General features: G+C 66.4%; 23 protein-coding genes. 11 read left to right on the forward strand and 12 right to left on the reverse strand.

Annotation, left to right across the window (positions count from 1 at the left end; genetic code table 11):
* Window positions 1-20: 20 nt before the first annotated feature.
* The gene (locus tag OXF11_19655; GenBank protein MCY4489315.1) at window positions 21-497 is read left to right on the forward strand and encodes a GNAT family N-acetyltransferase; all 477 of its coding nucleotides are present in this window, start codon (window positions 21-23) and stop codon (window positions 495-497) included.
* Here the strand turns inward: OXF11_19655 and solA are convergent.
* Window positions 487-1,650 (reverse strand): N-methyl-L-tryptophan oxidase, encoded by a 1,164-nt coding sequence (solA, locus tag OXF11_19660; protein ID MCY4489316.1) that lies wholly within the window; start codon window positions 1,648-1,650, stop codon window positions 487-489. The two genes, OXF11_19655 and solA, sit on opposite strands and share 11 nt — an antisense overlap.
* A 258-nt stretch (window positions 1,651-1,908) precedes the next feature.
* Here solA and OXF11_19665 point away from each other — a divergent pair, with 258 nt between their 5' ends.
* The 4 genes from OXF11_19665 (at window position 1,909) to OXF11_19680 (ending at window position 3,278) form a co-directional block, all read left to right on the forward strand.
* The gene (locus OXF11_19665) at window positions 1,909-2,268 is read left to right on the forward strand and encodes a type II toxin-antitoxin system RelE/ParE family toxin (protein ID MCY4489317.1); all 360 of its coding nucleotides are present in this window, start codon (window positions 1,909-1,911) and stop codon (window positions 2,266-2,268) included.
* Window positions 2,258-2,554 (forward strand): helix-turn-helix transcriptional regulator, encoded by a 297-nt coding sequence (locus OXF11_19670; protein ID MCY4489318.1) that lies wholly within the window; start codon window positions 2,258-2,260, stop codon window positions 2,552-2,554. Before OXF11_19665 ends, OXF11_19670 begins: the two co-directional genes overlap by 11 nt.
* 123 nt (window positions 2,555-2,677) lie before the next feature.
* The gene (locus tag OXF11_19675; protein ID MCY4489319.1) at window positions 2,678-2,998 is read left to right on the forward strand and encodes a hypothetical protein; all 321 of its coding nucleotides are present in this window, start codon (window positions 2,678-2,680) and stop codon (window positions 2,996-2,998) included.
* A 40-nt stretch (window positions 2,999-3,038) separates the two neighbouring features.
* Complete coding sequence (locus OXF11_19680; GenBank protein ID MCY4489320.1) at window positions 3,039-3,278, forward strand: hypothetical protein; 240 nt, start codon at window positions 3,039-3,041, stop codon at window positions 3,276-3,278.
* Window positions 3,279-3,732: 454 nt separating this feature from the next.
* On the opposite strand, the gene OXF11_19685 is transcribed toward OXF11_19680, so the two are convergent.
* The 4 genes from OXF11_19685 to OXF11_19700 all read right to left on the reverse strand — a co-directional run bounded on the left by OXF11_19685 (window position 3,733) and on the right by OXF11_19700 (window position 7,876).
* A complete protein-coding gene (locus OXF11_19685) occupies window positions 3,733-3,972 on the reverse strand; it encodes a transposase (GenBank protein ID MCY4489321.1) in 240 nt (79 codons plus the stop codon).
* 420 nt (window positions 3,973-4,392) lie between these two features.
* On the reverse strand, window positions 4,393-5,661 hold the full coding sequence (locus OXF11_19690) for an LLM class flavin-dependent oxidoreductase (protein ID MCY4489322.1): 1,269 nt from the start codon (window positions 5,659-5,661) through the stop codon (window positions 4,393-4,395).
* An 87-nt stretch (window positions 5,662-5,748) separates the two neighbouring features.
* The gene (locus OXF11_19695; protein ID MCY4489323.1) at window positions 5,749-6,984 is read right to left on the reverse strand and encodes an LLM class flavin-dependent oxidoreductase; all 1,236 of its coding nucleotides are present in this window, start codon (window positions 6,982-6,984) and stop codon (window positions 5,749-5,751) included.
* A 97-nt stretch (window positions 6,985-7,081) separates the two neighbouring features.
* Window positions 7,082-7,876, reverse strand: a complete 795-nt coding sequence (locus tag OXF11_19700; protein MCY4489324.1) for an alpha/beta hydrolase — start codon at window positions 7,874-7,876, stop codon at window positions 7,082-7,084.
* Between the two features lie 154 nt (window positions 7,877-8,030).
* On the opposite strand from OXF11_19700, the gene OXF11_19705 reads away from it, so the two are divergent.
* Window positions 8,031-8,522, forward strand: coding sequence for a hypothetical protein (locus OXF11_19705; GenBank protein MCY4489325.1), 492 nt, complete (start codon window positions 8,031-8,033; stop codon window positions 8,520-8,522).
* Between the two features lie 12 nt (window positions 8,523-8,534).
* On the forward strand, window positions 8,535-9,059 hold the full coding sequence (locus tag OXF11_19710; GenBank protein MCY4489326.1) for a DUF6036 family nucleotidyltransferase: 525 nt from the start codon (window positions 8,535-8,537) through the stop codon (window positions 9,057-9,059).
* A 13-nt stretch (window positions 9,060-9,072) separates the two neighbouring features.
* Here the strand turns inward: OXF11_19710 and OXF11_19715 are convergent, their stop codons facing one another.
* The 4 genes from OXF11_19715 to OXF11_19730 all read right to left on the reverse strand — a co-directional run bounded on the left by OXF11_19715 (window position 9,073) and on the right by OXF11_19730 (window position 14,513).
* Window positions 9,073-10,587 (reverse strand): MDR family MFS transporter, encoded by a 1,515-nt coding sequence (locus tag OXF11_19715; protein MCY4489327.1) that lies wholly within the window; start codon window positions 10,585-10,587, stop codon window positions 9,073-9,075.
* Window positions 10,588-10,872: 285 nt separating this feature from the next.
* Window positions 10,873-11,334, reverse strand: a complete 462-nt coding sequence (locus OXF11_19720) for a (2Fe-2S)-binding protein (GenBank protein ID MCY4489328.1) — start codon at window positions 11,332-11,334, stop codon at window positions 10,873-10,875.
* On the reverse strand, window positions 11,321-12,205 hold the full coding sequence (locus OXF11_19725; GenBank protein ID MCY4489329.1) for a xanthine dehydrogenase family protein subunit M: 885 nt from the start codon (window positions 12,203-12,205) through the stop codon (window positions 11,321-11,323). The genes OXF11_19720 and OXF11_19725 overlap by 14 nt, the downstream gene beginning before the upstream one ends.
* A gap of 10 nt (window positions 12,206-12,215) precedes the next feature.
* On the reverse strand, window positions 12,216-14,513 hold the full coding sequence (locus tag OXF11_19730; protein ID MCY4489330.1) for a xanthine dehydrogenase family protein molybdopterin-binding subunit: 2,298 nt from the start codon (window positions 14,511-14,513) through the stop codon (window positions 12,216-12,218).
* A 174-nt stretch (window positions 14,514-14,687) separates the two neighbouring features.
* Between OXF11_19730 and OXF11_19735 the strand changes: the two genes are divergently transcribed.
* Complete coding sequence (locus OXF11_19735; protein MCY4489331.1) at window positions 14,688-15,935, forward strand: ATP-binding protein; 1,248 nt, start codon at window positions 14,688-14,690, stop codon at window positions 15,933-15,935.
* 12 nt (window positions 15,936-15,947) lie between these two features.
* On the opposite strand, the gene OXF11_19740 is transcribed toward OXF11_19735, so the two are convergent.
* Entirely contained in the window at window positions 15,948-16,745 is a 798-nt protein-coding gene (locus OXF11_19740; protein MCY4489332.1) for a UbiD family decarboxylase, read from the reverse strand.
* Between OXF11_19740 and OXF11_19745 the strand changes: the two genes are divergently transcribed.
* The 3 genes from OXF11_19745 (at window position 16,671) to OXF11_19755 (ending at window position 22,709) form a co-directional block, all read left to right on the forward strand.
* The gene (locus OXF11_19745) at window positions 16,671-17,921 is read left to right on the forward strand and encodes a hydantoinase B/oxoprolinase family protein (protein MCY4489333.1); all 1,251 of its coding nucleotides are present in this window, start codon (window positions 16,671-16,673) and stop codon (window positions 17,919-17,921) included. The two genes, OXF11_19740 and OXF11_19745, sit on opposite strands and share 75 nt — an antisense overlap.
* 345 nt (window positions 17,922-18,266) lie before the next feature.
* Window positions 18,267-22,268: a leucine-rich repeat protein gene (locus tag OXF11_19750; protein MCY4489334.1), complete on the forward strand. Its 4,002-nt coding sequence runs from the start codon at window positions 18,267-18,269 to the stop codon at window positions 22,266-22,268.
* A gap of 192 nt (window positions 22,269-22,460) precedes the next feature.
* Complete coding sequence (locus tag OXF11_19755; protein MCY4489335.1) at window positions 22,461-22,709, forward strand: AAA family ATPase; 249 nt, start codon at window positions 22,461-22,463, stop codon at window positions 22,707-22,709.
* A gap of 271 nt (window positions 22,710-22,980) precedes the next feature.
* Here OXF11_19755 and OXF11_19760 read toward each other — a convergent pair whose 3' ends face one another.
* Window positions 22,981-23,301, reverse strand: coding sequence for an amidohydrolase family protein (locus OXF11_19760; protein ID MCY4489336.1), 321 nt, complete (start codon window positions 23,299-23,301; stop codon window positions 22,981-22,983).
* Window positions 23,302-23,425: 124 nt separating this feature from the next.
* On the reverse strand, window positions 23,426-23,627 hold a 202-nt coding region (locus OXF11_19765; GenBank protein ID MCY4489337.1), incomplete at its 5' end, for a helix-turn-helix transcriptional regulator.

The raw sequence follows: 23,627 nt of genomic DNA on the forward strand, positions 1-23,627 counted from the left end.
CAATGACGAAGAGACCGATGATGAACCTAGGTGTACGAACGGCAACCTTGGCTGACGTGGAGGCTATCGCGGCATTCCAGCAGGCGATGGCACTCGAGACCGAGGACAAGACACTGGATGCCACAACGCTGCGGCAGGGCGTTGCCGGCGTGCTCCAAGCGCCGGAGAAGGGGTTCTACCTCGTGGCGGTCGCGGACACCGCCGAAGCCGGCACGGCGGCGGTAGTGGCAAGCCTGCTCATCACCTACGAGTGGAGCGACTGGCGCAACGCCACCTTCTGGTGGATCCAGAGCGTCTACGTGGATGACGGCTGGCGGCGGAAGGGCGTCTATCGCGCGCTGTACGACCACGTCTTGAACCTTGCGGGCGCCCGCGGCGACGTCTGCGGCATACGCCTTTACGTGGAGCGCACGAACGATATCGCTCAACAGACCTATGACAACCTGGGCATGCACAAGTCGCACTACGACCTGTACGAGGTCGACTTCACGTCGTGAGCGGGTCCGGCAGCGAGAACAGCCGCCGTGCCGTTTCGGCCTCGGGTATGGAGAACTTCCCGTCCCACGCCAGCTCGGCCAGCAGCCTGCCGCTGAGGGGGGCGAACTTGAACCCGTGGCCCGAGAAACCGGTGCCGATGGCGATGCGCGGGTTTTCGGGATGGTGGTCGATGATGAAGTCCTCGTTGGGGGAAACCGTGTACAGGCAGTGCTCGGCGCCGGCGAGGGTCCAGCCCCTGGCGCTGAACAACATGGTCATGAAGCGGAGCAGGTCGTCGATCCGGTACTGGGCGACGGAATCCGGCGGATCGTCGGGATCGTCGTCCCTGGCGTACCGGACGTGGCGGGCCAACTTGACGCCGGCGCGGCCGAACTCCGGCATGCCGTAGAACACGTCGTTCTCTTCCTCTCCCATGTACATGCACACAGGGAAGCGGCCGGGCCGGTAGTCGTCGATGTTGTCCGGGGGCACGAAGTAGCCTACCGTCTGGCGGGCGACCGCGAGCTTGGGCTTCAGGAACGGCAGCAACTGTCCTGTCCAGGCCCCGGCGGCCACGATCAGGCACTCGGCCTTGAGGACGCCCGCGCTGGTCTCGACGGTGACGGGCTCGGTGCCGGGATCGAGTCCGTGGACGACGGTGTTCTCGAATATGTGCACGCCGTTCGCGCGCGCCAGCCGGGCGAGTGACGTCATTGTCTCGCTGGCGGCGACGATGCCCGCGGTTCGGTCGAGCAGCACGTGCTCGACGTCCTCCAGCTTGAACTGCGGGTACAGCCTGCGCGCCTCGTCCGGCGTGACCACCTCCACGTCCACGTCTTCCTGCTCCACCGCGCGGATGTAGCTGTTGAAGCCTTCGCAGGGAGCCCCGGCGAAAAGCCCTGGGTTCGGGTGGACGAGACGGGTGCCGGCGTCCTTCTCCAACCGGGGCCACTCCTCCGCGTGCACCCATTGCATCAGGCGCACGTACTCCGGCGCGGTATACGCGCTCCGCGTGATGCGCGCCGCCCCGTGCGAGCTGCCCCGCTCGTGCCCAAGGGAAAACCGCTCCACCAGCCCGAGCCGGTTCACGCCGAGCCGCGCAAGGTGATACAGCGCCGAGAGCCCGTTGACTCCTCCGCCTATGACCAGCGCGTCGAAAGTGTCGCGTTTCATCAAACCGTTTTCTCCATCTCGTCAAATCAAGTGCGGCAAGCATTCTGAATGGCCGTCGGTGAACGGACAGGCAGGGTAGGGGTCGGACAGTTGCGTTCTCATACGTTACTCCCCTTGGACGACTATACGGCCGCCGGTAGGGTGGCTTCAAGTGCAGTTCCTGCCGCCGGCGTCCATGGCGGTGTTTACCTGAGTCGGTTGCGACCCCATCACTGCAACCTTGTGTCGACTGTACCAAGTACGGTACACTATGGCGTGATGGTTCCTCCGAAGCGCGTAGTCGCACGATTCTACCGTCAAGCCAGAGGCCATGAACCAGTGCGCGACTGGCTCGGAGCGCTTTCTCGCGAGGACCGCAGATCGATTGGCCGAGACCTCATGGCAGTCGAGTTCGGCTGGCCGTGTGGACCACCACTCTGCCGGTCGCTCGTAAGCTACCCGGGTTTGTACGAGGTGCGCAGCAATCTGACAGGCGGACGAATTGCCAGGGTGTTCTTTACGATTTCAGGGTCCACGATGCTGCTCCTGCACGGCTTCATCAAGAAGACTCAGTCAACCCCGCTCCGAGAGTTGAGGCTCGCGGAGCGTCGAATGAAGGAGTACCAACATGGCCGATGACACGGGCGCTGGTTCCACGCTTGAGAGTTTGCTGCGGGAAGACGGCATCTACGAAGAGGTGAAGAATGATGCGGTCAAGGCCGTTCTTGCCTACAAGCTGACGGAAGCGATGAAGGCACAGAAACTCTCCAAGGCGCGCATGGCCGAACGCATGGAAACCAGCCGATCACAACTGGACCGGTTGCTGGATCCAGAGAATGAAGGAGTGACGCTGCACACGTTGAAACGAGCCGCGGCCGCCTTGGGCATGCGTCTTGAGCTTGGGCTCCAGCAAGTCGAGAGCTAGTGTCGTGTCCCGTAAAGACCCGGCATAAGTTGCGCAGGATTTTTCGTCGTCGGCAAGGGGAATTATAAAGAATACTTGACGGCGCTGATTCGTCCTCCCGGCCCAACCTGAAAGGGAGGCATCATGGCGTGGCTCACCGAAGCCGAATTCACCTACCGCACGGATGTGCTTGAGGGGAAGTACAGCCACAGCCCTGCTGTGGCGACGGAGCATATCTATATCTCGGAACACGTCGAGACCGTGTTGAACCCAACGAACGCACCCATTGCTACGCCGAAGCCGCAACCCTGGCCGGTGACGCTGGATGACATCATCCGGGCCGTGGATGGCTACAAGCGGGGCATGGCGGCGCTGGATCAACTTACAAAGCCGTTCTTTGAACGCCTAGCTGAGTTGAGCGGCTTTTCGCTCAGAGTGCGACAGGGAAGGTTCTGGCAGTGCTGACGGGGCAGCGCGCTGCCGTCGAGGAGCCCGGAGGAGACAAATGACCAAATGGCGAATCAAGGGTTACGACAGCACAACGGAGCTCATCAGCGGCGTGTTGGTTTCCGATGACGACGAGGTGCAACGGCTGCTTCGGGAGCTGGCAGCCACCGGCCTGACGCCACAGGAGGTCCTGGAGGAGTATACCGGTGGCAGCGGTCGGCTTCATGTCGAGTGGACGGCTGGCGGCTACATGACCACGGGCAACCCCCACTTTACTGCCAGACAGGTGGCGGATTAGAACTCCAACCGGTGCCGCATGCCTATTCCTCCGAGATACGAGAGCAAGAGCAAGGCGGTTCACTGGTACGAGATCGGCGTGGACGTATACGACACGCCGTGCGTGCGGGCCGCAGAGTACTGCTGGATCACGAACATCGCGTCCGAGGTCACGTGCCGGACGTGCCGAAAGGCGATGGGAAGCAAACGACAGGCTTGGAGGTTTGGATGATCAAATGGCGGATCAAGGGTTACGACAGCACGACCTTCGAGAAGATCGGCGACATTCCCGAGCTCGATCGAGGAGGGCAGTCCTAAGATGTTTCAGAAGGCACTACAGATAGCCCAGGGATTCACGTTGCCGGTAATTGTCTCGCACCGGCGGGAAAGCGGAGCGCTGGGCAGCAACATGGCAACCCACATGGTTATCAACGATGAAGGATGGCCGGGGAGCAATCTCAGGCCCTTCGTTGTTGTTAGAACACGTCCCTGCCAGCCTGGGGCACCGGCACATCCAGCGCGGCGGTGAGGTCCTGGAGCCGCAACCGCTTCGCGGTAAAGCCGCGGGCGATGGCTGCCATCTGGTCCAACGTGTCGCGGGATAGGACGTTGTGCCGTCCGGCGAACTCGTTGACGTACCTCTGAAGGTCCTTGGCGCTCATCTTGTGGTAGGTGCCCTTGTAGCCGCGCTTCAGGAGGCTCCAGAAGCTTTCGATCCCGTTGGTCCTTGCCGCCCATTAGGTCTCATCTACTTCGACTGAACCACGGAACGAACCGCCAGCGCCGTCCGTGTCCCACGCTTCCCGGATGCGGTGGATCATGAACCACGCGGTAGGCTGCGAGACACCCAGTTCCCGGTAGACCTTCATCGAAGAGACGCCCTTCAAGCTGGTAGTCATCATGTACATGGCGACAACCCATTTGCGGAGCGGGAGCTTGCTGGACTGCATCGGGGTGCCGACCTTCACGCTGAAGTACTTGCGGCAGTCCGTGCACCAGCGCTTGTCAAGTATTCCTTATAATTCTCTCGGCAAGGCGCGATGACAAGCAGTGGCGGGCACCACGCGAGGAAGAGCAACGCAGCCGACGGCGAAAAAGACCAGCAAATTATGCCGGGTATTTTGCGGGACACGACACTAGGAGAGAGGCGGCCGCATGCCCGCGGCGCCTCCCGACGCCAACTCCTCCACCGGCTCGTTGGTGGCCGGGTCCACTTCGTAGGGTCCGGGCAGGCCCAGCTCCTTGGCGATGTCGCGCATGGCGGGCAGGACCTCCGCGCCCATGAGCTTGAGGGTGCGCATCTGCGACTCGTGGTCCATGGCGCCGTCGCCGGTGCGGAAGATGATGATGCCGGGGCGCAGGTAATCCATGATGTAGCGGATGTCCTCCACGCACTGCTCGGGGGTGCCGACGATCATGCCCTTGGTGGCCACCTGATCCTCGAAGGAGGCCAGGGCGCCGGCGCGGGTCTTCCCTGTTGCGTCGGGAGCCGTCATCTGGCGGCGCAGGGCCACGGCGTTCCGGCTGTTCAGGCCCGGCGGGCTCATGATCCAGGGAATGGGCCGCTGGACGCCCGGGTCGAAGGGGCTGCGGACGCCCTGGGTCAGGGTGCGCCCCACCTCCATGGCCTTCGCCTTGGTCTCCTCCACGTGAACGAAGAACATGTAGCCCATGTGCTGCGGGCCGGCGTCGTAGCCTTCCTCCTCCGCCGTCTCGTAGTAGACCTTGAACATCTCGCGCGTCAGCTCGAGCTGCGTCGACAGCATGACGTAGGGGTAGCGGTGCCGGGCGCACCACTCCACGGTCTCCCGGCTGGAGGTCCCTGGCACCCAGATGGGCGGGTGCGGTTTCCGGTAGGGCACCGCCCAGGGATTCACGTAGCGGTAGTGGAAGTGCTTGCCCTCCCAGCGGAACGGGCCGGGCGTGGTCCAGGTCTTGATGAGGAAGTCGTGGGCTTCCTCGAAGCGTTCGCGGTTGTAGTGCGGCGGGATGTTGTGGCTGATGCTCTCGCCGCCCGAACCGCGCACGATCCCGGGGATCAGCCGGCCGCGGGAGATGACGTCGATCATGGCGAGTTGCCCCGCCAGCCACAACGGGTCGTCATGGATCGGCAGGATGTTCCCCAGCAGCAGGATCTTCACCTTGGTGGTGATGCGGGCCAGGATCGAGGCCTGCACGTTGGCGACGCCGTTCATGCAGAAGGGCGCGCTGTGGTGCTCGTTGACCATCAGCCCGTCGAATCCTACCTCCTCCGCGTAGAGCTTCTCGTCGAGGTAGCGGTTGTACAGGTTGGCGGCGCGCTGGGGGTCGTACTCGGCGTTGCTGACCTTGTGGATGCCCGTGCCCCACTCGTCGGGCCAGTCGGGCACCTGCCAGGGCTCTTCGGTGAAATGGCCGATGAACATGGGTCACCTCCCGGCGTGCGGCCAGCCGGCTAAGCCCCGAATTCGACAGGGCAGGACAATTCAACCAATCTTCGGCGGCGCAGGCTCTCAGGAAGCCATGGCCGTCACCGGCTCGTTGGTCCTGGGATCGACGTCGTAGGGGCCGGGGAGCCCCAGCTCGTCGGCGATCTCCCGGAGCCTGGGCATGACTTCCTCGCCCATCAGCTTCAACGTCCGCATCTGGGACTCGTGGTCCATGGCGCCGTCGCCCGTGCGGAAGATGATCGTTCCCGGCCTCAACTCCTCCATGATGTAGCGCACCTTGGGGATGACCGAGTCGGGTGTGCCGACGATCATGCCGTGGGTCGCCACCTGGTCTTCGAAGGTCGCCCTGGCCCCCGCGCGGGTGCGGCCGGAGGAGTCCGCGGCCACCATCTTTCGGCGCAACGTCCGAGCGCTCTTGGTGGCGATTCCCGGAGGGCCCGCGATCCACGGCTTGGGCCGCTGGGCGCCGGGGTCGTAGGGGCTGCGCACGCCCTGGGTCAGAGTGCGGCCTACCTCGATGGCCCGCTCCTCGGTTTCCTCCACGTGGAAGAAGAACATGAAACCGAGATGCTGCGGCCCGGCTTCGTAGCCCTCTTCGCGGGCGGTGTCATAGTAGACCTTGTACATCTGCTGAGTCAGATCGATCTGGCTGGCCAGCATGATGTAGGGGTAGCGGTGCCGGGCGCACCATTCCACCGTCTCCCTGCTGGAGGTGCCTGGCACCCAGATTGGCGGGTGCGGTTTTTGATAGGGCACCGCCCAGGGGTTCACGTACCGGTAATGGAAGTGCTTGCCCTCCCAGCGGAACGGGCCGGGGGTGGTCCAGGTCTTGATGAGGAAGTCGTGGGCTTCCTCGAAGCGCTCGCGATTGTAGTGGGGCGGGATGTTGTGCGTCAGGCTCTCGCTGCCCCCGCCCCGGACCACGCCGGGTATCAGGCGCCCGCGGGAGATCACGTCGATCATCGCCAGCGACTCCGCCAGCCAAAGGGGATCGTCGTGGATGGGCAGGATATTGCCGAGAAGCAGGATCTTGGCCTTGCTGGTGACTCGGGCGAGGATGGACGCCTTCACGTTGGCCACCGAGTTCATGCAGAACGGCGCGCTGTGGTGCTCGTTCACCATGATCCCGTCGAAGCCCATCTCCTCGGCGTATTGCTTCTCGTCGATGTAGCGATGGTAGAGGTTGGCGGCGCGCACGGGATCGTATTCGCTGTTGCTGACCCCCATGACGCCGGAGCCCCATTCCACGGGCCAGTCCTCTTTCTGCCAGGGTTCTTCGGTAAAGTGGCCTATGAACATCGTGCCTTCTCCCTGTTCCCCTCACCCACGCGGGAGGGGGGATCGCAATGCCAGGCGGCTGGCTGCCTGAAATCCGTTCGCTCGTGGGCCGACGACGTCACCCCCCGAGAAAATCGAGAACGACTTTGGCGAACTCCTCCGGCTTTTCCATCTCCGGCATGTGTCCGCAGTCCTCGATGACCGCGGCCCGGGCGCCGGGTATGCATTCCTGGTAACGCTCGCAACTGCTGATGGGAACGATGCCGTCCTGCCTTCCCCACACCAGAAGCGTCGGGGTGGCCACGCCCGGCAGGAGATCCGGCAACGTGACGCTGTGCATGTAGGGACGCCACAGGTAGCGGATGGCCGCCTCGCGGTTGGTCTCCACCTGCTCGGCCTCGTCCGGGTCCCAGGTCTTGCCGTAATACTTCAGGTACTCTTCCGACTCGTGGTCATGGAACGCCTGCTGGAACGCATCCTTGCCGGAGTTCAGGAAGTAGTCCCAGATCTCGCCCTCGCGCGGCTTCACCCCCGCCGCGCCCACCAGGACCATCTTCGAGAAGATGGCGCTGTTGGCCGCGGCCAGCTCGGCGGCGATCCAGCCCCCCATGGAGAAGCCGATGACGTTGAGCGGGGTCGCGAGGCCGTTTTCCCGCACGAACCAGTTGACCCAGGCGGACAGGTCCCGCACCGACATCATCCAGTCGGGAAACGAGGACGTGCCGAACCCGGGCAGGGAAGGGACGCACACGGAGTAATGCTCGCCCAGCAGTTTGTGCGCTCGCAGCCAGTCCGGTACGCCCAGTTCGCTGTGGAGTATCAGCAACGGCTCTCCCGAGCCGCCGCGCCGCACCTGCACGGATATGCCGGCAATGTCGAGAGTCTCTTCGATGAAGTCAGGCGTTGTAGTCACGGGTTCCTCCGGTCGGCTTTGTGGGTGCCGTTAGGCTGCGGAAATCATAGACAGGAGCGGGAGGTTTCGTCAATGTGCGGTCGGATGGTTTGCTTGGCCAGAATGTCAATACGATGTATTGACAGCCTGTGTCTCCCTTCGCTATGGTAGTGGCGTGAGCAAGAACCAACAGCTTCAGATCCGTATCAGCGCGGAGGACAAAGCGCGTATCCAGGAACGGGCGGCGCGCGCCGGCATGGATGTGTCGAACTGGGTGTTGAACCTCGTGCTCCCACCTGTCGAACGGGAGTTTCAGACTCTTTGCCGCGAACTCTCGACGCGTCCCCATGCCCGCTCGTACGTGCTTGCGGAAGTGCAGGACTCGCTTGAGAGGCTGAACCGGAGAGATTTCGAACGGGCCGTCCATCATGCACCGGAATTCAACTTGCCGACTTTCGAAGCAAACTACCTTGCCGCGATCATCGAGGAAACCGCGATGTACAAGGGAACCGTTCCTCCCGGCTGGACAAAAGCGGTCCCGCCGTTGGAGGAGCCCTGGTTTGCCTCGTCATTGATGAGCTTGCGGTTGTATCTCCTGACCAACTCCCCGCCCCCCTTTCGGCGGCGGAACCTCTTCGTCGACAGCAGCGTCGGGCAACGGATCTAGTGTGGTGAAATCGTGGAATACTCCAAATCCGACATGGAACGGCTGTTTCAGGAGCTGAATGACGAACTCTCCCGCATGGGAGTTGCAGGGGAGTTGTACTTGGTGGGAGGCGCGGTCATGTGCCTGGTCTTCGACGCGCGCCCGTCCACGAAGGACATCGACGCCTTCTTCAGGCCGGCGAGGCAGGTACGGGAAGCCGCGCAAGCGGTTGCCGCCTCCTCCGGGTTGCCCTCCAACTGGCTCAATGACGCGGTCAAGGGCTACCTGAGCGACAAGGGTGATTTCCACCCGTATCTGGAATCTTCCAACCTGCGCGTGTTGACGGCGGCGCCGGAGTACTTGTTGGCCATGAAGTGCCTCGCGATGCGACTGGGTGAGGTATTTCACGACGAAGAAGACGTGCGGTTTCTTCTTCGCTACCTCAACCTGACGGACTACCAAGCGGCACTCGACATCGTAACGGGGTACTATCCGTTGGAACGACTTCCGCGGAAGACGCTCTATGCGTTGGAGGAGTTGTTGGCGGGGCAGGGTTAGCGGCGCGTCGCTTTCATCCGGCCCTCTTACCCTCCAGAAAACAACTCAGCACCAGCCCCGACACCGCCGCTGCGAGGCCCACCAGGAACGCCCACCACAGCGCGTTGACCAGGGCGCCGATGAGGGCGGGCATGAGGTCGGCGGGTATCAGCGCGCGGGTGGCGGGGTCGAGCAGGTTCTGCGGGTTCAGGAGCTTTTGCAACACGGACTCGGGCAGCGACGCCTTCAGGTCCGCCGCGATGACGGTGAAGGCGGAGTTCATGCGTTGCAGCAGGATGCTGCCCATGATGCTCAGGATGAGGGCGCCGCCGATGGTGCGGAACAGCATGACGGTGGAGGTGGCGACCCCGAGGTTCTGGAAGGGCACCGCGCCCTGGGCGGCCACCAGCGCCGTGACGTTGGTCATCCCCATGCCCGTGCCGGCCGCGCTCGTGGCGATGAGCATCACGGTCATGCCGCCGGCTTCTTCCAGCAACATGAACGGGATGTAGCCCGTCACGATCAGGGCCATCCCGGTGGTGCAGACCCTGCGATACCCCCAGACGGGAGCGACGCGGCCGGCGGTCAGGCTCCCGGCGGTCCATCCCACGCTCAACGGCAGGAGTGTCGCACCGGCCAGCGTGGCGCTTCCGCCCAGGGCGCCCTGAACGTACAGAGGCAGGAACCCGATGAAGCCGAAGATTCCCATGGCCGCCAGCAGGCTGAGGTAGGCGGGCCGGCTGTAGCCCGGTATGCGGAACAACGCCACGGGCAGCAGTGGGTCCCGCGCCCGGCCTTCGATGGAGATGAACAGCGCCAGCAGCACGACGACTCCCACCACCACCGCGACGGACTCCGCCGTGATCAGGTCGATCTGGTTGGCGGCTACCAGAAGGCCATAGAAGAGCAGCATCAGCGTCGACAGGAGAATCGCCGCACCCGGCAGGTCCAGCGGCCTGCGCGCGCCCTGGGTGCGCTGCTCGCGGAAACCCGCGAGGATGAGCCCCGCCGCCCCGATCCCCAGGGGAAGATTGATCCAGAAGATCCAGCGCCAGTCCCAGTACTCGGCGATGACCCCGCCGCCCGCCGGGCCGAGCACGGAGGCGACGCCCCACACGCTGGCGATGAGTCCTTGCATCCGCGCGCGTTGCTCGACCGGGAACACCACCCCCACGATGATGAAGGCCAGGGCGTAAACCGCCCCGCCGCCCATACCCTGCACGGCGCGGAAGACGATGAGCTGCGTCATGGTCTGGGCCGCGCCACAGGCCACCGAGCCCAGCACGAAGGTGGCGATGGCCAGGAGGATCAGGGTGCGCCGGCTGTAAAGGTCCGACAACTTGCCGAAGATGGGCGTCGCCAGCGCCGAGGTGAGCATGTAGACCGAGAACACCCAACTGTAGAGGTCGATGCCGCCAAGTTGGGAGACCACCGTGGGCATGGCGCTGCTCACGATGGTGGCGTCGATGGCGAAGAGGAAGACCGCCAGCATGACGCCGGCGACGGCGACGGGGGCTCTGTTGGGGGCGTAGGCTGCCGTTTGTGTCATGTTCCCGTTTCTGGCTCCATCACCGATACGAGGTAAGCCCGACACCACGCGTCATTCCCGCGGAATAGGCTGTGTCAAGACTCATGAGGCTGGGACCCTTCGAATCGTCATTCCCGCGGAAGCGGGAATCCAGGGGCGGGGAGGGCCAGACGGGCACTTCCCCGCGCCACCGCTCCTGGATTCCTGCTTCCGCGGGAATGACGCGTAGTGGACGTGGCTGTAGAGTTCGTATCAGTGATCCGGAGCTTGCGGTACGGCGCCGTGTCGAAGCACGCACGAGCGCGGTCATTCTCCCCGCGCGTAGGCCAGAATGGCGTCGAAGATGGGCGTGTACCCTGTGCAACGGCAGAGATTTCCGTCCAACCCCTTCTTCACCTCGTCGAGCGTCGGCGCGGGGTTGCGTTCCAGCAGGGCCTTGGCGGCCATGAGCATTCCCGGGCCGCAGTAGCCGCACTGTACGGCACCGTGCTCCAAGAACAGGCGCTGGAGCCGGTCGAGCTCCATGCCGTCGCCGCACCCCTCCACCGTGGTGATCTCCCTGCCCTGGCAGCGTGCCGCCAGCACGACGCAACTGTGCACCGCCATGCCGTCCACGCGCACGGTGCAGCAGCCGCAGTGGCTGGTCTCGCAGCCGCGCTTGGCGCCGGTGAGGAACAGCCGTTCGCGCAGCACGTCCAGCAAGAGCGCCGTGTCGGGCGCCTCCACCCGGACCTCCTCGCCGTTCACTTTGAGATCAAGCAGCGCCATGGCCGTTCTCCTGGATCTGCCTTGCCGCCTGCATGAGCGCGCGGCGGACGAAGACCGCCACCATCTTGCGACGGTAATCGGCGCTGGCGTGGGGGTCCGAGCCTGGGTCCACTTCGGTGCTCGCCATCTCGCCCGCGGCCCGCGCGGTCTCCTCGTCGAGCACCGCGCCGTTCAAGGCTGCCTCGGCGCGGCTCGCGCGCAACGGCACGGGCGCCGCGCCGCCGATGCCGATGCGCGCCTCGGCCACGGCGCCCGGGCGTTGCGTGTCCGGCACCACGATCGCCGCGACCCCCACGATGGCCAGGTCCTCGGGGCTGATGGCGTGCTTCAGGTAGACTCCGGCGGCGCCCGCCGGCGGATGCTCGATGTCGATGCGGCACAGGATCTCGTCCGGCTCCAACGCGGTCTCGAAGTAGCCGGTGAAGAATGCCTCCAGCGGGACTTCCCGGCCGTGCGTGCGCCGCCGCAACACCGCGCGGCCGTTGAGGGACAGCAGCACCGGCGGCAGGTCGGCTCCAGGCTCGTTGTGGCACACGTTGCCGCCGATGGTGCCGAGGTTGCGCACCGCCGTGGAACTCACCTGCCGCGCCGCGGCCGGGAGCACGCCCACCTCCTCGCGCAGGACCGGCGACGCGATCAACTGCCGGCACGTGTTCATGGCGCCGATGGAGATGCCGCGGGACTGCACCTCGATGCCGCGCAATGCCTCCACCGGTTCCAGGTCGATCAGCGCGCCCGGCGATACCAGCCGGTTGCGCATCATCACCAGCAACGACTGGCCGCCGGCGATGGGCAGAGCGTCGTCCGTGTATTCCTCGCGCGCCGCCAGCGCCTCGTCCAGGTCGGCGGGCCGGATCAGCTTGCATTCCATGGGTCGTCCCTCACCCGCCGTTGCTCTTCCGCTGGCTCTCCACCGCCTCCAGCACCCGCTCGGGAAAGAGCGGCAGCTCCTTGAGACGCACGCCCAACGCGTCGTGGATGGCGTTGCCGATGGCGGGGGCGATGCCCACGATGGCCAGCTCGCCGATGCCCTTGGCGCCGAACGGACCCTCCGGCAGCGGCACTTCCACGGCGATGGGGGTGATCTCCGGGATCTCCTGGCTCGACGGGATCTTGTAGTCCATGAACGAGGGATTGACGATGCGGCCGTTGTCGAACTGGAGCCGTTCGTGCAGGGCGTAGCCCAGTCCCATGACCACACCGCCGACGATCTGGCCGTCGACGCTCAGGGGGTTGAGGCTCTTGCCCACGTCATGGGCGGAGGCGATGCGCCGCACCCGGACGATGCCGGTCTCCTCGTCGATCTCCGCCTCCACCGCCTGGGCCGCGTACTTCCAGCCGGGCACGGACTCCTTGCCCTGGGCCTTGTGAGGCAACGTCGGATAGTCTCCCTTGCCGCCGTAGGAGCCCCGTCCCAGGATCGGCCGCTCGCTCGCATGCGCCCGTGCCAGCACCGCGCGAAACGTGAGCGAGAGCTCCGGATGCGCGGGCGACACCACGCGTTCCTCGGCCACGGCAAGGTCGTCCCGCGGAACCTCCACCATGCGCGAGGCCAGCTCCAGGAGCTGGTTGCGCGCGTCTTCGGCGGCGATCTTTACGGCCATGCCGGTGTAGAAGGTGACGCGGCTGGAGAACGTCCCGCGGTCGTAGGGCGTCGTGCCGGTGTCCGCGCTGGCGATGCCCACGGATTCCACCGGGACCCCCAGCACCTCGGCGGCGATCTGGCACAGCACCACGGACATGCCCTGGCCGAGCTCGGAGGCGCCCACCAGCACCTGGGCGCTGCCGTCCTCGTTGAACTGCACGTAGGCGCTGGAGATGCTGGAGTGGGTGGTGGGGGACTTGGCGATGACCGCGAGGCCGCGGCCCACGTTCGGGGGCTTGGGGGTGCCCCAGCCGATGGACTCGGCCACCCGTTCCAGGCACTCCCGCAGCCCGATGCTCCGCACCACGTCGTCGATGGAGTTGATGTCGCCTTCTTCCAGGATGTTCTTGAGGCGCAACTCTAACGGATCGATCCCCAGGCGCTCGGCGATCATGTCCAGTTGCGACTCGATGGCGAAGGCGCCCTCGGGCACCCCGAGCCCGCGCAACTGCGTGCCGCGCATCTTGTTGGTGTAGACCAGCGTGGACGACACCCGGATGTCGTGGATGCGGTAGGGGCCGATGCCGTCCTTCATGGCGCGGTTGCTGGGGGCGAGGCCTTCCGCGTGGGCGCCGGTGTCCCACAGAAAGTCGACGTCCCGCCCCACCACGGTGCCGTCCTTCATGACCCCGGTCTTCACCGTCACGGTGGCCGGGGTGGAGCCGGCCGCGGCCGTGAACTCCTCCGCCCGGGTCATGACGATCTTCACGGGCTTGCGGCTGTGGAGCGCCAGGGCCACGGTCACGGGCTCCAGCCGCGGCTCGATCTTGCCGCCGAAGCCGCCGCCCACCTTGGTGCATACGACGCGCATGCGGCTCTCGGGGACGCCGAACAGCTCCGCCAGCAGGGTGCGCAGCTCGAACACCTCCTGGCTGCAGGTCCACACCGTGACCGTGTTGCCCCGGACCGCGGCCACGGTGGCGTGGGGCTCCATGTAGCTGTGATGGATCTGGCTCGCGTGGAAGGTGTCCTCGAACATGTAGTCCGCCCGCGCCAGCGCCGCTTCCACGTCGCCGCGCTGGTGCGACGCCTGGTGGATGATGTTGGTGCCGTGCACGGGCTTCCACGAGGCCAGGTACACCGACCGGGCCGGCCCCAGTTCATCGTGCACCAGCGGCGCGCCGTCCTGCACCGCCTCCGCGGCATCGAACACCGCCGGCAACTCCTCGTAGTCCACCTCGATGAGGGACAGCGCCTCCAGCGCCCGCTCCTCGTCCGGCGCCGCGGCCGCGGCCACCGGCTGGCCGACGTGGCGCACTTTCTCCGCCGCGAAGATCTCGTCGTCCTGGATGGCGTAGCCGTAACGCCGGTCCGGCACGTCCCCCGCGCTGATGACGGTGACGCCGGGAAGCGCCCGGGCCTTGTCCACCTCGATGGAGCGGATCCTCGCGTGCGGCAGCGGACTCCGCAGGATCTTGCCCCACAGCATCCCCGGCTGGGTCACGTCCGGCCCGTAGATGGCCTGTCCCGAGATCATCTCGGCGCCGTCCGGACGCACCACCGGAGTACCGATTACGCGATAGTCGTCAGCCATGTCGTGCGCTCCGTGGGCACCGTACAGCGCGGGCGGGGAGGGGGTCAAGCACGGGGTGGCATCTTCAGCCCGATCCGGACAATCGCATGCACCTGTAGTGTACAATCACACGCAGTTTTATCGTATAATCACACGCCTTTACAGAAGACAAATACACGGTATACTGATGGCCAAATGACCGACAACGAAACCATCTATCCCCGTCTACTGGAGCCGGTGATCCGGGAAGCATTGGCCGATACGCCGGTGGTATGCGTTCTGGGTCCCCGGCAGGCGGGCAAGACCACGCTGGTTCAGCGCCTGGCCCCTGAGCGAGCTTACATCAGTCTGGACGAGAACAACTATTTTCGGACGGCTGTCGATGATCCGGATGGCTTCATCTCAAGCCTTCCGGATGTAGTCACCCTCGACGAAGTGCAACGGGCTCCGGCGGTGCTGCCCGCCATCAAACGGGCCGTCGACAGGGATCGTCGACCCGGGCGGTTTCTGCTGACCGGCTCCGCCAATTTGTTGTTCGTGCCGAGAGTCACCGAATCCCTGGCCGGGCGCATGGAGATCGCGCAGTTGTACCCGCTCACGGAAGTGGAGAAAGAGCGTAAGCCAGGCAGGTTCCTGAGCGCTCTGCTGGGAGGAACTCTACGCCCCGAGATCAAGGGTGGAACGGTCACGGCGGAAACCGGATTGGCTGAACGGCTGGTTGCGGGAGGCTATCCGGAACCTCTCGGCCGGCCTCCGCAGCGTGCCCGGCAGTGGTACCGCCAGTACCTGCGCATCATCGTGGAGCGTGACGTTCAGGACATCGCCAGGGTGCAAGATGCGCAGGTACTGGCTCGAGTCCTTGAACTACTCGCCCTCCGGAGCGCGCAGTTGCTCAATGCAAGCGCTTTGGCCAGCGATCTTGGTCTGCGCAGGCCGACGGTAGATCATTATCTGGCCGTGCTCGAACGGCTCTTCCTGGTGCGACGCTTGCCGGCTTGGCACGGCAACACCGCCAAGCGCCTCGTCAAGACGCCGAAGGTCTATTTGCTCGACAGCGGTCTCGCCTCGGCGCTCTGCGACCTTACCGCCGCGGACTGGCTTCACCACCGAGACCGCATGGGGCCACTCCTGGAGTCGTTCGTGGTCCAGCAACTCGTTGCCCAGGCGGCCTGGACGGACCCTGGTCTGCGCTTCTGGCATTACCGGGACGCCGACCAGATCGAGGTGGACATCGTCTTGACACGGGGCTCGAAGACCTGGGGAGTCGAGGTCAAGGCCGCCGCTTCGTTGACGGACGGGGACGGTCGAGGTCTCAAGCGGCTGGCGGATCGCTGCGGCGACGATTTCCAGGGCGGCATACTCCTCTATGCCGGCCAGGACATTCTTCCCCTGGGCGACAAACGAATGCTCGCGGTGCCGCTGAATGCATTGTGGAAGCGATAGGCCTGCCGGTAGTCAGATGTCGCAGAGCTCGGGCCAGCGCTTGCGGATGCGCTCCTTCAGCGCGGGGCTGGCCTCCGCCACCTTGGGGAACGTGTCCCTTTGGTTCCAGGGGCGGCAGGCGTCGATGAGCATCCGCTTGTTGAGGTTCCGGCGGTCGGCGGGGTAGGCCATGGGATCCAGCGGGCTGCTCCAGCAATTGCGCATGATGTCGAGGTCGGTGTCCGGGTCCACGCGTGTGCACATGGCCCACAGGACGGCGTCGGCATCGGTGGGGTCGATGTCGTCGTCGACGATGACGATCATCTTGTTGAGGTAGGAGCCCGCGTAGGAGCCGGCGGCGGCCATGGCGGCCTGTTTGGAGTGGCCCTGGTACAACTGGGTGATGGCGATGGTGATGAACATCTGGCTGCCGCAGCCCTCGTGGTTCCACACCCCCTTGATGCCCGGCACGCCCGCCGCCTCCATCTGCTCCCAGATGGCCGAGCTGCTGAGGAAGCTGGAAATGTAGGTGTCGTCGCTGGGCGGCCTGCGCGGCACGGTGCCGAGGATGATCGGGTCGTTCCGGTACATCAGCGACGCCACCTCGATGACCGGCTGTTTCTCGCGGCCCCCGGCGTAGTAGCCGGTCCACTCTCCGAAGGGGCCTTCGAGCTCGAGACGTCCCGTGGGTATGTGCCCTTCGACGGCGATCTCGGCCGTCGCGGGAAGGGGAAGGTTCGTGACCGCGCCGCGCAGATGCGCGACTACCTCGCGGGACTCTACCAGCCCAACGGCGACGTCCTGTGCGCGGGCGACGCCATGGCCTGGCACGTGGGCTGCGCCGCCGTGGCGGTACGCCGCATCATCGAGCGCTTCACCGACGAGGGCGGGATCTTCCCCGACGACATGTTCCTGATCAACGACCCCTACCTGGCGGCCATCCACCAGCCGGACATGTACGTGGTGTCGCCGATCCACGTGGACGAGCGCCTCATCGGCTGGAGCGCCACCTTCGTGCACGTGGCCGACGTCGGCGCCATGTCGCCGGGAGGGAACTCGCCGGGCGCCACCGAGATCTGTCACGAGGGCATCCGCATCCCCGGCATCAAGCTCATCGAGCGCGGCAAGATCCGCCGGGACGTGTTCGACACCATCACCAACATGACCCGGCAGCCCGTCAAGGTGAAGCTGGACTTCAAGTGCCATCTCCAGGACGGCGCCGGCGCGGGCAAGTTCCGCGGCGGCGCCGGCGAGGAATCCCTGCTCATGACCCACGACGCCCCGGAGGCCAAGATCCAGATCGTCGCCCTGGGGGTCGCCGGGCTCAGGAATTCGGGGTTCGGCATCTACGGCGGCCATCCGGGCGCCCCCAGCATCCTGGTGCAAGTGGAGGACAGCGACGTGCGCAAGGCCGTGGCCGCCAAGACCCTCCCCGACGAGTTGGCAGAGGCCGGCGGCACCCACAACCTGCTGGGCTACCGCGACCTCCGCCTGAACGCCGACGACCTGCTGTACCTCCGGTGCGCCAACGGCGGCGGCTACGGCGATCCGCTCGAACGCGATCCAGAGGACGTCCTGCTGGACGTCGCCGACGGCCTCGTGTCACGGGGAGCCGCGGAGTCCGTCTACGGCGTGGTCCTGGCCGACGGGCAGGGTGTGGACGCCGACGCCACACGGGAGAAGCGCGACATGCTCAGGAGCGAGCGGCAGGCCGCCGTCACCCACGCTCCGGCCGTGTCCGAGGCTCCGGTGCGGGAGCCGACTCCGTTCAACACCCCCTCCAGGAGTCCTTGGATGTGTGCGCCGTGGACGGCCGCTCGTGGGTCCGCTGCACCCACTGCGGCCACGTCCTGTGCGAGAGCGACCGGGACTGGCGCGACGCCTGCGCCGTGGGCGACGCCGCGCCCAGCGAGGCCGGCCCGCTCATGGACCTGCTCACCGGCAAGTACGTGTTCCAGCGCTGGTACTGCCCGGCCTGCAGCGTGCTGCTCAAGTCGGAAATGGTGACGGCGGAGGCGCGGACGGGATAGACAAGCGGTCCGGCGGTACCATCTTCGGAGGGGACGCGCCGAGAGAGGGGTTCGGCGAGGCTCACCCGTCATCCTGCCATCGTTGGCTTCTTCATCTGATCTCCTTTCCCGGAGCGCTTCCTCGATCAGCCCCTTCGGGTTCGTTTCTTCTCTGCGAATATCACTCTTGTTCACTCGAATTGTTGACAGTCTGGCAAAAGGGTCTTAATTTAACCGAACGTTAGAACCGATACCGACTACAACGGGATGCCGGCCCAGGTCTGGAGGCCGGTCTGGAGCCCCTCCTGACTCACTGACAGGAGGGATTCCGTGGAGGCGACACATGGTGCGAGTTTTGGAGAGAGAGAAAGAGGAAGCCTCCGATGGCGGATCCCGACCGGCCGACCGCGGGGCGGCGGTGGTCGCGCGTCGCCGCCGCCCCCTCCTGGCGGCGGGTCTGTCCGCACTTGCCGCCGTCCTGTCGCTAACCACGCTCTTCGCCGTCCCCGTCCCCGCGCTCGCACAGACCACCCTGGTCAGCCAGCGGGCCGGCACCAACACCTCGGCGACGGGCAAGCCGGCGATCACCGGCACGGCTCGGGTGGGCCAGGTGCTGACCGCGGGCCTCGGCACGATCACCGATGCCGACGGGCTGCCGGCCACCGCCTTCCCGATGGACTACAGCGTCCAGTGGATCCGGGTGGACGGCGCCACCGAGACCGACATCGCCGGGGCGGCTTCGGCCACCTACACGCTCACGGGAGCGGACTATGCGAAGAAGGTCGGCGTGAGAGTGTCGTTTGTCGACAGCGCGGGCAGGTTGGAGAACCGGGTCAGCGATGCCTACCCTTCCGGGACGGACATCGTCGTCGCGGCGCATGACGTGTGCGGGCGGACCATGCAGGTGCGGGACGCGATCGTGGCGAAGGTTGCGGACGCGTCGCACTGCTCCGAGGTCACCGTCGCCCATCTGGCGGAGATAAGGAAAGGCCTGATCCTGTCAAACAGCAATATCACCAGCCTCGCCGTGGGGGACTTCGCGGGGCTGAACCGGTTGGGCTGGCTGGCGCTGAGACACAACGCTCTGACCTCGCTGCCGGAGGGGATCTTCGCGGGGTTGACCAGGGTGGATTCGATCGATCTGGCCTCCAACCGTCTGACTTCGCTGCCGGCGGGGGTCTTCGCGGGGCTGACCAATCTGCACGGTCTGGCTCTGGGAGACAACCGTCTGACTTCGCTGCCGGCGGGGGTCTTCGCGGGGCTGACCAAGCTGTGCTCGCTCGGTCTGAGTCGCAACGCCCTGACCTCGTTGCCGGCGGGGATCTTCGCGGACCAGCGCTGTCTGGGCTCGCTGTCTCTGAACGACAATGCTCTGACCTCGCTGCCGGGAGGCATCTTCGCGGGGCTGGCCCAGTTGTGGGCGCTTGATCTGAGTAACAACGCTCTGACCTCGTTGCCGGACGGTGTCTTCGAAAACCTCACTCGTCTGTGCCTACTCCGTGTGCATGGCAACCCCGGCAGCGCCGATTTCACGCCGCCGGCGAACGCCGGGGAGGACCGCACGGTGTCGCCGGGCGCCGTGGTGACGCTCGACGGGAGCGAGACCCGTGACACGGGGCCGTGGAAGGACCTGCTCGCCAGTTGGGAGTGGGTGCAGGTGGATGCGGCCGGCGAACGGCTCCGTCCCGCGACGGTGACGCTTGAGGGCGCGGACGGGCCGATGCCGTCATTCACCGCGCCCGCGGCGGGCACGCTGCATTTCAGGCTGACGGTGACCGGCCGGGGCTTTGGGCCCTTCACGGCGAGCGACACGGTGACGGTGACGGTCGGCGCCGACACCGCGCGCACGGCGCGGTTCACGGCGCCAATCACGGCACAGGTCGCCCGCGCCGTGAAGTGGCACGACGGCACGGCGGGGTTCGACCTGCACTTGACGTTCAGTCACGAGCCGGCGGAGTTCAGCTACCGCACGATGCGGGACGGGCTGTTCGACGTCGAGGGCGGGCGCATCGTGAAGGCGCGGCGGCTGGTGCATGGGCGGAACTCGAGATGGACGCTCTCCATCATCCCGGACGGACCGGGGGATGTCACCCTGGCGGCGCGCGTGACGACCGACTGTGCGACGGACCATGCCGTGTGCGACGCGCACGGACGGAAGTTCGCGGGCGGGCTTTCCGTGACGATCCCGGGCCCGGTGGTGTCGGCGCAGGTCACCCACGCTCCGGAGGCGCACAACGGCACGGCGGGGTTCAACCTGCACTTGACGTTCAGTCACGAGCCGGCGGAGTTCAGCTACCGCACGGTGCGGGACGGGCTGTTCGACGTCGAGGGCGGACACATCGCGAAGGCGCGGCGGCTGGAGCGTGGACGGAATTCGGGATGGGAGCTCTCCATCATTCCGGACGGACCGGGGGATGTCACCCTGGCGGCGCGCGTGACGACCGACTGCGCGGCGGACCATGCCGTGTGCGACGCGCATGGACGGAAGTTCGCGGGCGGGCTTTCCGTGACGATCCCGGGCCCGGTGGTGTCGGTGGCGGATGCGCGAGTCGCGGAGGCCGAAGGGGCGAGGCTTGACTTCGTGGTCTCGTTGCGCCCTGTCCGGGACGTGACGACCACCGTCGCGTACGCGACGTCCGACGGCACGACGGTGGCGGGCGCGGACTACACGGCAGCGTCGGGGACACTCACCTTCGCGAGGGGCGAGACGGAGAAAACCGTTTCGGTGATGGTGCTCGACGACGCGCACGACGAGGGCGAGGAGACGCTGACGCTCACGCTCTCGAGCCCGTCCGGAGCCCGGATCGGCGACGGCACCGCCACGGGCACGATCCGGAACGACGACCCGTTGCAACGGGCGTGGCTGTCCCGCTTCGGGCGGACGGTGGGGACGCACGTAGTGGACGCGGTGGGTGCGCGGCTGCGCGGCTCACCGGGCCAAGGCGCTCACCTGACGGTGGGGGGTGCCCGGCTCCCGCTGGGGCGGGGCGCGGCGGACCCGCCGGGGGCGCCCGGTTTGCCGGCGACCACCGGGGCGGTGGCTGATGGCGCCCACACCGGACTCCCCCGCGGGCCGAAGTGGTATCCTTGGCTGGATGGCCCGAACTCAGACCTGCGGCTGGGGCAGTCGCGGGCTCTCCGGATGCCGGATGTCCGGCAGTTGCTGCTGGAGAGTTCGTTCCGGCTGAACTTGAACGCGGCGGGGGCCGCGACCCCGCGGCTCACGGCCTGGGGCGGAGTCGCCGGCACCACGTTCGACGGGCGGGACGGGACGCTGACCGTGGAGGGGGACGTGCTCACGGGGACCGTGGGGGTGGACGGGGGCTGGGACCAGTGGCTGGTGGGGGTGGCCGCGGCTCACAGCCAGGGCGAGGGCGGTTCCGCCATGCCTGGTCTGGCGGAGCGCGGCACCGGCGAGTTGGAGAGCACGCTGACCAGTGTGCATCCGTACCTGCGCTATGCGGTGACGGACCGGCTGGACGTCTGGGGCCTGCTGGGCTACGGCTGGGGCGAGGCGGAGTTGGATTTGGCCACCGGCGAGACCTTCGAGACGGATACCCAGTTCCGGATGGGGGCGTTCGGCGGCCGGGGGATTCTGCTGGCAGCGGCCGACAACGGGGGCGTCCAACTGGCCACCCGCACGGACGCTCTGCTGACGCGGACGAGTTCGGACGCGGCGACGGGGCTGGCCGCGACGAACGCGGACGTACACCGGTGGCGGGTGATCCTGGAAGGCTCGCGGGGGGTTACGTGGGAAGACGGCCGAAGTCTCACGCCCACCGTGGAAGTGGGGCTGCGGCATGACTGGGGGAACGCGGAGACGGGTTTCGGGTTGGAACTGGGAGGCCGGGTGCGGTACGCGGACCCGGCCCTGGGCCTGACCATCGAAGGCGCGCTCCGCGTTCTGCTGGCGCATGAAGACAGCGCGTATCAGGAATGGGGCGCGAGCGGGACCGTGCGCTTGGCCCCGGGCCCGGCGGGCCGGGGCCTGTCCGTAACCCTGGCGCCGACCTGGGGCGCGGCCACGGGTGGCGTGGAGGGCCTGTGGTCGCGGCAGACCACGGCCGGCTTGGCCCCAGCCACCCGATCAACCCCGACCGGTCGGCTGGCCGCGGACGTGGGGTATGGCCTGCCGGCGCCGTTCGGGTCGGGCCTGCTGACTCCGTATGCGGGCACGGTGCTGGCCGCGAGCGAGACGCGGACCTACCGGGTGGGCGCGCGGCTGCAGATGTCGGGGCACGGCGCCACGGGCGTGAGGCTGAGCCTGGAAGGGCAGCGGCAGGAGCCGGGGGGCGCCGAGCCCGCTACCCGGAGCGTCCACCTGCAGGTGGATTGGGGGTTCTGAGCGTTCCCCCCCACCCCGATTCTCTCCCGCGCGGGCGAGTGAGGCGGAGGGTCGCGTGACGCCCGCGGCTGCCCCGCGCGCCAGAGCTGTTTTCCAGCGGCCTCTCGCAGTTGGACGGCGGCGAACGGCGGGCCCGTGTACTACCCGCGCACTCTTGAATCGTACTGGCTGGATGTCTCGCGGCAATTCCCCGTGCTGCTGCTGACCGGCCCACGCCAGGTCGGGAAGACCACCCTTCTGCGGCACCTTGCGGAAGATGCTCGTCGTTATGTCTCCCTCGACAATCCGGTGCTGCGCGATCTGGCGAATGACGATCCCGCGCTCTTCTTGCAGCGGTACGAGCCGCCGGTGCTCATCGACGAAATTCAGTATGCTCCCGGACTGTTGCCGCTGATCAAGGTGATGGTGGACGACAGCCGCCAGCCGGAGCTGTTTGGCTGACGGGGTCGCAACAGTTCCGGGCGATGAGGGGCGTTTCCGAGTCCTTGGCGGGGCGGGTCGGGATCATCAACCTGCTGGGCTTCTCCTCCCGCGAGCGACATCAACGCGATGCCGCCGTGTCTCCTTTTCTGCCGACGTTGCCCATTCTGGCCGAGCGCCAGCCGGCGCTTCGCCCGAGCGGCCTCGACGAGGTGTACCGCAATATCTGGACGGGTGGATTTCCCGGACTTGTTGCCGGCCCGATCCACGACCGGGAGTTGTTCTACAGTTCCTACTTGCAGACGTACCTTGATCGAGACCTCCGCGCTCCGCGCCGCGAGAGGTGGTGCAGCACGGTCGTGGTGCCGTGCTTCAGGTTCTCCAGCAGGGCGATGTGGTTGGTCGCGAGCAGGTCGTCGTAACCGGGGTCGAGGATGTCCTCGATGGCGCGCCTTTCCGGGAGCCACAGCTCGAAGGGCACCCGGTCCCGGAGGCTCCGCTGCAAGGCCTCGGTATGGTGGCAATGGGCGTTGACCAGGCCGGGCATCACGACCTTGTCGCGGGCGTCGATTACCCGCGCCTCGTTGGCGGCTTCCGGTGGCGCGGCCGGCATGGGCTCGACGCTCTCGATGAGCCCTCCGCGATCCGGATCAACCGATCCTTGAGCACGGGCTCGGAAGCCGACGTGAGCAGCGTTCCCGCCAGGATGCTCTTGGCGTCGGGGGCAGCCAGGCGCATCACGCGGGATCGAAACTGATCCGAAGCCTGGTCCCCGTGGCGCGAGCGATCCTCTCCAGCGTCCGTGTGGACGGATGGATGCGGCCGCTCTCCAGGCGGGCTACGACCGATTGTGTCGTCTCCATGCGTTCGGCCAACTCCGCCTGCGTCAGTGCGGCACGCGTGCGGGCCTCGATCAGCATGCGCGACAACGCGAATTCC

It is taken from the genome of Deltaproteobacteria bacterium, assembly GCA_026712905.1.
Taxonomy (GTDB): domain Bacteria; phylum Desulfobacterota; class Binatia; order UBA9968; family JAJDTQ01; genus JAJDTQ01.

Bases quoted from the DNA above. Each gene is read 5' to 3' on its own strand.
- OXF11_19655 (MCY4489315.1), top strand. From the start codon at position 21: ATGAACCTAGGTGTACGAACGGCAACCTTGGCTGACGTGGAGGCTATC.
- solA (MCY4489316.1), bottom strand. From the start codon at position 1,650: ATGAAACGCGACACTTTCGACGCGCTGGTCATAGGCGGAGGAGTCAAC.
- OXF11_19665 (MCY4489317.1), top strand. From the start codon at position 1,909: ATGGTTCCTCCGAAGCGCGTAGTCGCACGATTCTACCGTCAAGCCAGA.
- OXF11_19670 (MCY4489318.1), top strand. From the start codon at position 2,258: ATGGCCGATGACACGGGCGCTGGTTCCACGCTTGAGAGTTTGCTGCGG.
- OXF11_19675 (MCY4489319.1), top strand. From the start codon at position 2,678: ATGGCGTGGCTCACCGAAGCCGAATTCACCTACCGCACGGATGTGCTT.
- OXF11_19680 (MCY4489320.1), top strand. From the start codon at position 3,039: ATGACCAAATGGCGAATCAAGGGTTACGACAGCACAACGGAGCTCATC.
- OXF11_19690 (MCY4489322.1), bottom strand. From the start codon at position 5,661: ATGTTCATCGGCCATTTCACCGAAGAGCCCTGGCAGGTGCCCGACTGG.
- OXF11_19695 (MCY4489323.1), bottom strand. From the start codon at position 6,984: ATGTTCATAGGCCACTTTACCGAAGAACCCTGGCAGAAAGAGGACTGG.
- OXF11_19715 (MCY4489327.1), bottom strand. From the start codon at position 10,587: ATGACACAAACGGCAGCCTACGCCCCCAACAGAGCCCCCGTCGCCGTC.
- OXF11_19720 (MCY4489328.1), bottom strand. From the start codon at position 11,334: ATGGCGCTGCTTGATCTCAAAGTGAACGGCGAGGAGGTCCGGGTGGAG.
- OXF11_19725 (MCY4489329.1), bottom strand. From the start codon at position 12,205: ATGGAATGCAAGCTGATCCGGCCCGCCGACCTGGACGAGGCGCTGGCG.
- OXF11_19730 (MCY4489330.1), bottom strand. From the start codon at position 14,513: ATGGCTGACGACTATCGCGTAATCGGTACTCCGGTGGTGCGTCCGGAC.
- OXF11_19735 (MCY4489331.1), top strand. From the start codon at position 14,688: ATGACCGACAACGAAACCATCTATCCCCGTCTACTGGAGCCGGTGATC.
- OXF11_19745 (MCY4489333.1), top strand. From the start codon at position 16,671: ATGCGCGACTACCTCGCGGGACTCTACCAGCCCAACGGCGACGTCCTG.
- OXF11_19750 (MCY4489334.1), top strand. From the start codon at position 18,267: ATGGTGCGAGTTTTGGAGAGAGAGAAAGAGGAAGCCTCCGATGGCGGA.
- OXF11_19760 (MCY4489336.1), bottom strand. From the start codon at position 23,301: ATGCCGGCCGCGCCACCGGAAGCCGCCAACGAGGCGCGGGTAATCGAC.